This window comes from Bacteroides timonensis, assembly GCF_000513195.1.
Classification (GTDB): domain Bacteria; phylum Bacteroidota; class Bacteroidia; order Bacteroidales; family Bacteroidaceae; genus Bacteroides; species Bacteroides timonensis.
In genome coordinates this window covers 1-7,177 of the sequence record NZ_CBVI010000182.1, presented here as the reverse complement: position 1 = coordinate 7,177, position 7,177 = coordinate 1, and the positions used below count along the sequence as shown (strand labels likewise).

The following is a 7,177-nucleotide window of genomic DNA, read 5'->3' as shown; positions in this document are numbered from 1 at the left end:
GAAATATTCGGAAAAAAGTCGGTGGAAATGTTGGCGCGAGTCGACGCCGCACATTTTGGCAATGGCGTCGATGGTATAATTCGGATATTCGGTGAGCAGTCTGGCCGCATAATCCATGCGCAACTTGTTGATATGCTCCGAGAAATTCCGTCCGGTCTGTTCCTTGAAGTGCTCGCCGAACAGAGAGGCGGGAACGTGCAGTTCTTCATGCAGGCTCTTCGCCGTGATGCCCGGTTGCAGGTAAAGCTGACGGGCGGCGATTTCATGCAGCACCCACTTCAGCCGGTCTTCGGCTTCCGATTCTTCGGAGACTTCGGCCTTTTCTTCAAGCCGTTTTCCCATGGCTTCGATTTTCGCCTTGTATGCACGACATTCCTCTTCTTTCTGTAAAAGCTCGTCCTTGCAGGCAATGCCCTCCTGCACGGAGCGCACCAGCGACACGTTGCGGCGGTGTATCTGGCGGTTGCAGTACACGACAGCACCCAAAGCGCCTATCACTACCACCACAAATAGAGCCAACAGGCGTTTCTCGTCCTGCTCTTTCTGTATCTGCTTGTCCTTCTCGCCGCTTTCGTAGATGATGGCCAGTTCCTGAGCGTCGTCCTGCTGCCTGCGCTTGGACAGGGTATCTTTCAATGCGATGATTTGGCGGCTCACGTCAGTCGCCTCCTTGTAACGTCCCAGCAAGGTCAACGCTTCCACTTCATCGACCAGCAATCTGTCCGCATAGTATTCACTCTCCGTATTCCGTTTTTGCTGATATATCTGCTTGGTGGTCTGGATATTATGCAATGCTTGCTCATAGTCTTTGGTCCATAGCTGGTAATGGGTGAGCAGCACCACTCCATCGGGCGAATTGGCATAGGCTGTAGAGAGGCACTTCCGGTAGCATTCGGTGGCCCGGACCTTGTCACCAAGATGCTGATAGATTTCCATGCATTGAGCGTAGACGAAAGCCTTGTACATATCTATGGCACCTGTCGGTGCCTCGTCCTCCAGCTGTTCATGCCGGCTGTTGGCTTTCAGGATGTTGGGAATCAGTGTGGCGGCCTGCTGCCATTCGCCCCTGACGCACAGCGCATCCATGGTTTCGCCCAACACATAGATAAGCTCGTTCACACTGCCCCATGAGTGCTCTTTATCTACCATTTCCTCATAGAGGGCAATGCTCCGGTTCATGTTGGCTTTCGCCTCCTTGGTGATTCCGAGATAAATCTGGCTCATGCCGATGTACATCAGGAATTTGGCTTCCAGATTTTTCAATTCATGCGTCCGTGCCATTTGCAGTCCATGGGTGGCATAGCGGATGGCGGCGGCGTAATCGCTCGATTTGTAACAAAGTCCGGAGAGCAGGGTCAGATTGCCCAGATAAGGAATGGTCTCTTTTTGAAATTCGGTATCCTCATACGCCTTTTGGCAATAGAACTTGGCGAGTTTGCGATGTCCCAGACCGTTCTGGTATATCATGGCTTTCACAGCATTGAGGCAGGTATGGTCCGGCCGCAGCAGATTCAGCATTTCGGCTGTATCGGCCAGCACCAGTGCCCGCTGCGGTTCGCTGATGGCTATATCGTAAATATAATCGTATCGGTAAATACTGTCACGGCTCTTGTCCGGTGCCGTGGCAGAGGGCTTCTGCCCGCAGCTGTTCAGCAATAGGGTGAGAAGTATTACCAGATATATGTGTAACTTAGCCATATTTTATATATGTAAGAATCAATGCGCAAATGTACGTAAAAAGAGCCGAACTGAAATCACATGGAACCGAAATTTTATATTGTGCAATCAGAGTTTCTCTGTCAATACATTTGCAGAAACTTCTTTTAGCGTAGGACGGTTAATAGATACTTTAGCTTTAAGACGTTCTTGTAAGTTAATGGGTATTAGTCTGGTTAATCATAAGGCTGATTTCTATTTTCTTATATAGCTCGTTCTATCTATTTCGAGCAGCAGGTGGACGGTAACCCTGCGTTTTCCGTTCACCTGCATTGTGGTATTGATATGACCTATATAATAATGCCATATAGGGATGACTATACAGATAAGATATCTGTATTCCTTTTGGTCCGGACTATGTGTTTGATACCTCGCCGGACAGTACTCCATTTCGGGAATATCGCAAATGGGCGTACATTTCCATAACTGACGAGTATCATTAGCAGTGATACCAATGCCCCAATGAGCAGCCAACCATAGATTTCCTTCATTGAGACAATTAGAGCCTGCATTTGCACAATTCCGTAATATTGACTGATAGTCGCATGTGTTATGCCGGGATTGAAGTCCACTATGTTTGAACTGAGCAGTGAGGCGTTTCGAGCCATTGTATGCTTTAAGAATTCTCCAATAATGGCCGGTCCGAGTGTCGCTCCCATTACTGCGCCCGTGAATCCGTTGATGGTAAGCGCCTGCGGAAATACTTGAAACGGGAGACCACTCTGCACAATCGAGGTAAGAAAAACAATGGAGATTATTACAGATGCAGCACCACGGAGAAATAGCGGGATGAAAAACATCTCTTTCTCAATGCCGTAGTCGATGAAGAAATAGAAACAGGCGAGATAACCGGTGGCCAGACCAAATGCTATTGCCGTCATAGTCTTGTAGCGCCACTTATGCAATGCGAAAGTGAAATAGGTGAACGTACATCCGGTGATGATTCCGGCAAAGACATACCAGTTCAGATCGATAAGGTTGTTTTCGTCAAATCCAAGTATATTGGCGGCATAACTGTGCTCAAACACATGTTCAGTGGCAATCAGTGTGAAGAAAACGAGATAGATGCCTGTGGCTCGTATCACATTGTGGTTTTTCATCGCCTTGAATGATATGTAGGGATGATGAAGGAATGTAGCCCGCCACAAGTTTATGCCGAGACAAGCAAGTCCGATTAACGTGGCACCTCTTATCTCCGTGGCCTCCCACCAGTCGTAGAAATTGCCATAAACGCAGATGAAGGTAAAACCAAACATGAAACCTGCCCATAAGATTGCACCTATCCAGTCGATGCCGAGTAAAGGGATGAACATTGGTCCGCGCACAGGCTTCACGAATATCATAACCATCAGTATCATAAGGGCGAGTAGTCCGATCATAATCCAATGCATGTATTCCCATTGAGAGAAGAAGACTGTATAGATGGTGGCGATGCCGCTTAACTGTATTACGCTATCAACAATTAAATAAACGTAGCAAAAGAATATCGCCATGTCACGTACTGGGGTCAGCCATAGCTGTATTGTGGAATTGCAGGCGAATGTAGCCTGCATCCTGAACCAACCCGCTACGAAACAGGTACCGATAAGCAACGGTACATTGGTGGTATGGGCGCATATCATATTGGCAACAATTAGAACTATGCCTGAAATGATCAACTGGGTTCGGGTGGAGAAACGGAACTTGATACGGAACATAACGGCAAAATTGGTAGCCAAGCCTATCAGCGAGGCGTAGCCCGCCATGAGAATATCTTCTTGCATCAGTGCCGTGGTACCTACCATGTCGGATGCGGCGGCAAGATAAACTCCACTTGAAAACTGGATTATCAGTACAAAGAAAATGAATAAATACGGCTTTAGCCGTCGTGGAATGAAAGTGGGAACATCCGGAATGTCGAATACTCCCTGAGAAATGTGCCAATCTGCCATATCAATACTTCACGTTACATTCCACATTCATACCAGCATGTAGTTGTGCCATATCCTCCGGTTTATTGTCTTCTGTAAATTCAATCCTTACAGGTATGCGTTGACGCACTTTCACAAAATTTCCGGCCGAGTTGTCTTGTGGTATCAGTGAAAGCGATGCACCGGTGGCTTTGGAAATTGACTGTATCTTTCCGCTGAAAATAATATTCGGGATAGCATCCACTTTTATCTCGACCTTACTTCCGGGAACGATGTGGCGGAGTTGGGTTTCCTTGTAGTTGGCAGAAACCCAGATATCGCCAGAATCAACAATATCAAGTAGGGTCTGACCCGGTTGTATGAGCTGCCCTACCTGTATCTCCTTGCGTGAAGTATATCCATCGCATGGGGCTATAATTACGGTGTAGCTGAGATTAAGTTTGGCAGTTTCAAGGAGAGCTTTGGCTAGTTCAATTCCGGCTTCCGATTGTAATATGCGTTGTTGGTTGAGTTCGACGACTGACGATGTTGCTGAGCGTTGCCGGACAAGCATTTCGTAGCGGGCTTTTTTGGCTTCGTAATCTGTCTTAGCCCCATCATATTGCTGACGGGTGACGGCATCCCGAGCCAATAGTTTTTCGTATCGTGCCAAGTCGGTCGCCGCATTATCCATCAGCACTTTTGTTTCGGCTACAGATGCCTCGCTGACGGCTACATTTGCTGAAGCTGACGCAACCGACCGGTCGGCAACACTGCGTCCGGCGAGGGCATTTTGGTAATCGGCGTTTGCACGGGCCACATTCAGGCGCATGTCGTCATCGTCGATTATTACAAGCGTATCTCCTTTTTTGATTTTTTCGTATTCTTTGAAACGGATTTCTTTGATATAGCCTTGCACACGGCTATTGACGGGTACTATCTGCCGGCGCACCTGTGCATTGTCGGTGAACTCTACATTGCCAAGGTGAATAAACTTGCTGCCAACCCACAATGTTGCTGTGGCGATTACTGCAATGGTGATTATATAAGAAAGTATTTTTTTTCTAAAGTGTTTCATATTTTTCCTGTGGTGAATAAAAGTTTATAGTAATAGTAGATGATATTTATGTGAGCGTTTACTAGCTGTTTCTCCGCATCGAGTTTTGCATTGACTGCATCAAGCATATCGGTGATTAACGCCATATCTGCCGAGTATCGCGTAGTAATCGTTTGGTAATTCCGATCGGCAAGCTCTGCACTTTTCCGTTGAGTTTTCAGCTCTTCGTAGGCTTCTAGGTAGTGTATATAGTCAGCTCTTACACTGAGTGAGATGTTCTCGTGTGTGGCAGTAAGCTCTTCTGTTGCTCTTTGCGTGGCAGCACGGCTCTTAGCCAAAGACTTGTTGCTTTTATACAGCGAAGAAATATTGTAACTGACTCCGATCCCGATATACCAATAGCTTAGATTGCGGTTGATTGGCGGAACTTCTACAAGAATGGGACCATCTATAGTCCAACCTGCCTGAAGCCCTATCTTGGGCAAACGTTCGGAACGGATGATATCCTCTGCCTTGCGGCTTATATTAACACTGGAACGTGCGAGACTCAATGATGGGGAATTCGCCATTGCTTCCTGTTGCCACCAGTGTTCTCCCTGCATTGGCAAAGAGCGGACGAGAATGGTGGAATCCGGAACGACGACAGTCCCATCGGGTAATCCTGCCGTTGTCACAAGATTGGAATTGAGAATGTCGAGAGTGTTATTTATCCTGACAAGCTGCAGCTCAAGGTTCGATACCAGGAGTTCATAGCGTGTGATGTCATTTTGAAGAGCCGTTCCTTGCTCGTAACGTGCCTTCATTTCTTCTAACACCTTTTTGGCTGCGGATATATTGCTTTCCATAACCCGGTACAGATTGGTGTATTTATAGATGTCAAGATAGAACCCTGTAAGTCGGAAACGGATATTGTCTCGTTGAAAGTCGGTAGCATATCGTGTGGCTGTTGATTTTAACTCGGCAAGTTCTATGGCACTTGTCACGGCTCCGCCTGTATAAACCGGCTGGGTGAGATTTAGTGATAGTCCATTTCCCAAATGTGGTATAGGAGCTTTCTGATAATTGCTGAAATCGCGTTTGGTTATAAAGCCGTCGCCTATGTAACTAATTGACAGTGACAAGTCGATGTCTGGCAGACGACCCGCGCGTGCAATGTTTGTTGTACATGCGGATTCAGTCTGCGCAGTAAATGAAGGCCGGAGTTGCGCACTGTTGGTTTCGGCAGTCTTGAAAATCTCTTCCAAGGTTATTACCGACTGACTATAGGAGCGCATCCCGCCGCCCAACAGGGCTACAGAAAGCAACCCTGTGAGCAACCGAAGATTGTTCATAAAGAATTTGTTTTTATATGATGTAAATTAATTATTTGGTCAGTCAGGATATATGACTGAACTTAACTCGCGGATTTACGAGCCATAAACCGAAGCTGTGCTTTTCCAGTTCTCCAAATATCCCCAATTCCTTACAGGGATATCAATAGTTATGATACGCTTATTCTTTATAATCATACAAGTGCAACTCTTTGTGAATTGCGCTGCAAAACTACAAAAAAATGCTGATTTTATGATTATGTTAGACGATTATTTTATGTGCAGAATACTAGTGATGAGGAAATGAGAGGTATCATTTGTTACGTTTGCCAAACGTCAGAAAGTAATTGAGCCTATTATGATTAAATGAGAATAGGAGATATTGACATTATCTTCTTGATACATTATGGTTTCATTCTCTTAGAACACACACAGTATGCCGCAATTATTCGTCCTGCCTCTTGTCAAACTTGCAGTTTACGAGGATGATGTACCAATCCGGGAAGTCAACCACACCTCTGTTATGTTTCCAGAAGCGGGTATGGAAACAGGTGCTCTTCCTTGATGTTTCCCTTTCCACCTGATACTTGAACTTTTCTTCTCTGCTATGCGTTCTCACTACTCAAAAAATATCGGAATGTTTATGAAAGATAAAAAACTGGAGGCTAATCTTAGTATGGTCGCGTCGCGTGTCATGTCCGGATTGAATATGAATGCATTAAAGTTTCTGTTGCCATTGTGGTTGAGTGCATTGACGGGCGTCACAGTGCGATGTGTTTTTGCTGCTGTTGCATTCTGGATAACGGGTTGTTTTGTGAAAGAATCTTCTGTTACGAAACGTCAGCGAATCGGGCTTTTTTGTCTAGGTGCTTTTGGCCTCTATGGGTTTATGTTCTGTTATTTATTAGGTATCAGCAAGACAACCCCGGTTTCTAGTGCGATATTCAACTCTATGCAACCTATCTGGGTATTTCTGATTTCTGTCATTTTTTTGCATGAGAAAGCAACATTGATGAAGATTATCGGTATTGCCATAGGCTTTGGTGGTGCTTTGTTATGTATTCTGACGCAAGGGAATGATGATTTGGCCCATGATGCGTTTACGGGAAATTTGCTTTGTTTGATTAGTTCAGTTGTTTTTGCCATATATCTGATTGTGAGCAAGAAGTTGCTGCAGGAGGTAGGGGTAATAACTATGATTATCC

Annotated in this window: 5 protein-coding genes; 1 reads left to right on the top strand and 4 read right to left on the bottom strand. The window is 45.7% G+C overall.

Going from position 1 to position 7,177, the window contains the following annotated elements; translation table 11 throughout:
• From BN161_RS27500 to BN161_RS27485, 4 genes are all read right to left on the bottom strand, one after another.
• Positions 1-1,698: helix-turn-helix transcriptional regulator (locus BN161_RS27500; protein WP_044272433.1), on the bottom strand; the 1,698-nt coding region annotated here is incomplete at its 3' end.
• 335 nt (positions 1,699-2,033) lie between these two features.
• On the bottom strand, positions 2,034-3,647 hold the full coding sequence (locus BN161_RS27495) for a hypothetical protein (RefSeq protein ID WP_044272431.1): 1,614 nt from the start codon (positions 3,645-3,647) through the stop codon (positions 2,034-2,036).
• Between the two features lies 1 nt (position 3,648).
• Positions 3,649-4,683 (bottom strand): HlyD family secretion protein, encoded by a 1,035-nt coding sequence (locus tag BN161_RS27490; protein WP_044272428.1) that lies wholly within the window; start codon positions 4,681-4,683, stop codon positions 3,649-3,651.
• Entirely contained in the window at positions 4,680-5,993 is a 1,314-nt protein-coding gene (locus tag BN161_RS27485) for a TolC family protein (protein ID WP_044272425.1), read from the bottom strand. The genes BN161_RS27490 and BN161_RS27485 overlap by 4 nt, the downstream gene beginning before the upstream one ends.
• 622 nt (positions 5,994-6,615) lie before the next feature.
• Between BN161_RS27485 and BN161_RS27480 the strand changes: the two genes are divergently transcribed.
• On the top strand, positions 6,616-7,177 hold a 562-nt coding region (locus BN161_RS27480), incomplete at its 3' end, for a DMT family transporter (RefSeq protein ID WP_044272435.1).

What these genes read in the sequence shown, in the direction of transcription:
- BN161_RS27490 (WP_044272428.1), bottom strand. Translation starts at nt 4,683, where the DNA reads ATGAAACACTTTAGAAAAAAAATACTTTCTTATATAATCACCATTGCA.
- BN161_RS27485 (WP_044272425.1), bottom strand. Translation starts at nt 5,993, where the DNA reads ATGAACAATCTTCGGTTGCTCACAGGGTTGCTTTCTGTAGCCCTGTTG.
- BN161_RS27495 (WP_044272431.1), bottom strand. Translation starts at nt 3,647, where the DNA reads ATGGCAGATTGGCACATTTCTCAGGGAGTATTCGACATTCCGGATGTT.